The organism is Janibacter sp. CFPM2_SD2 (assembly GCF_057364645.1).
Genome location: NZ_JBNFOF010000330.1, coordinates 1 through 1,697, shown reverse-complemented (window position 1 = coordinate 1,697; position 1,697 = coordinate 1). Strand labels below are relative to the sequence as shown.

Here is a 1,697-nt window from a genome sequence, read left to right as displayed (position 1 = left end):
GGCGCGGCGGCGACGGCGTGGTGGTCGTGGTCGTCGGGCTCGTCGTCGCCGTGGGCGTCGTCGAGGTCCCAGCCGCCGGAGTACTCGTCGTAGGCGTCGTCGTCGCCGGACTGCTGGTCGGCGTAGACGCGGGCCTGGTCGGCGCGCTCGACGCGCTGCCGGGCGGTGGCCGGGCGGACGCGGAAGACGCCGGTCTCGAGCTCCTCGTCCTCGTCGAAGAGGACCTGCAGCGGGCCGCCGGGCTGGTAGCGCTGCGAGTCGGCGTGCTCCTGGGCGGCGGCGACGAGCTCGTCCTCGAGCTCCTCGTCGAACTCGGTGAGCCGTTCGTAGTCGCTCGGCGCGAGCTCGATGGTGAAGAGGTTGGGCACGATCGTGCGGCCGCGGCCGAGCATCGTGGCGCGGTCGTCCATCGCGCGGCGCAGGGCGGACGCGAGCTCCAGCGGCTGGACCTCGGCGCGGAAGGCGCGCGCGAAGACGCCGTTGACGGTGCGCTCGAGCTTGCGCTCCATGCGTTCGAAGAGGCTCACGCGCTCCTCCCTTCGGGCAGACGTCATCACGGTCACAGGTGCGGCGAGCCTAACGTCTGACTCTGGGCGATGCCTGTACCCCGCGCCGCGACAACGGAAACGGGCCGCGCAGCGTGCGCGGCCCGTCTCCGTTTCGTGTTCAGTGCAGGCGCAGCGCCCTCGGCCGGAGGGCGTGGCGAAGGGAGTGCCCGCGGCGCGACCGACGGGTCGGCTCGGGGCGCGCGGGGGTGCGGGTCTCGTCCTGGGCGATGGCCTGGAGCTCGGCGGTCAGGCGGACGTCGTCACGGTCGGCGGGGGCGGTCGGGTCGAAGGGGAATCGGAAGCGGCTCATGCCTCCACGGTCCTCCGCGCAACCGTTGGGGACAAGCGAAGATTATCGACGGATCGTTCGGTGCAGGCGTATGGTTGGCGGATGCTCGACGTCAACCGTCTCAGGGTCTTCCGCGCCGTCGTCGCCAGCGGCTCCGTGCAGGCCGCCGCCCGCCATCTCGGCTACACGCCGTCGACGATCAGCCAGCACATCACCGCCTTGCAGCGCGAGACCGGGCTGACCCTGTTTGAAAAGGCTGGTCGCGGCATCGTGCCGACCGCCACGGGCCGGCTGCTCGCCACCGAGTCGGAGGAGCTCATGGGCAACCTCGCCCGGCTCACCGGGATGGTCGCCGACCTGCGCTCGGGGCACACCGGGGGCCTCGAGATCGCGTCCTTCAGCTCGGCGGCGCAGGAGTGGGTGCCCGGGGTCGTACGCCGGCTGCGCGAGGAGTACCCGGGCCTGGTCATCGACCTCGCGCTCAACGAGTCGGCCGCGCAGCAGCAGGGCCTGCGTGCCGACATCGACATCCGGGTCGAGGACCCCGAGGCCGAGGTGCCGGAGACGCCCGGCCGCTGCCGCCGGGTGCTCGCCGAGGAGGCCTATGTCTGCGTCGTGCCCCGTGACCACGCGCTCGCCGGGCGTGGCGAGATCGGGCTGCTCGACCTCGAGGGCGAGGCATGGATCCGTGACGACCGCGTCGAGAGCATGTGCACGCAGATCATCAACCGGGCCGCGGCCGCTGCGGGCGTGGCCCCCAACTACGTCGCCCGCTCCGACGACCACCACACGGCGATGGCCTTTGTCGCCGCGGGCGTCGGCGTGTGCGTGCTCCCGCGGCTGGCGCGCTCGCCGCACCG

The 1,697-nt window shown here is 72.8% G+C and carries 3 protein-coding genes; 1 reads left to right on the top strand and 2 read right to left on the bottom strand.

All coding sequences use genetic code 11. The annotated features are described in order from the left end of the window. Together AC2W7J_RS17990 and AC2W7J_RS17985 are read right to left on the bottom strand one after the other, a co-directional pair. Positions 1-527 (bottom strand): DUF3662 domain-containing protein (locus AC2W7J_RS17990; protein WP_485984121.1); only part of this gene is annotated, 527 nt, incomplete at its 3' end. 139 nt (positions 528-666) lie between these two features. After that, positions 667-858: a hypothetical protein gene (locus tag AC2W7J_RS17985; RefSeq protein WP_255184890.1), complete on the bottom strand. Its 192-nt coding sequence runs from the start codon at positions 856-858 to the stop codon at positions 667-669. Between the two features lie 81 nt (positions 859-939). Between AC2W7J_RS17985 and AC2W7J_RS17980 the strand changes: the two genes are divergently transcribed. Continuing rightward, positions 940-1,697 (top strand): LysR family transcriptional regulator (locus AC2W7J_RS17980; RefSeq protein ID WP_485984119.1); only part of this gene is annotated, 758 nt, incomplete at its 3' end.

What these genes read in the sequence shown, in the direction of transcription:
- AC2W7J_RS17985 (WP_255184890.1), bottom strand. Translation starts at nt 858, where the DNA reads ATGAGCCGCTTCCGATTCCCCTTCGACCCGACCGCCCCCGCCGACCGT.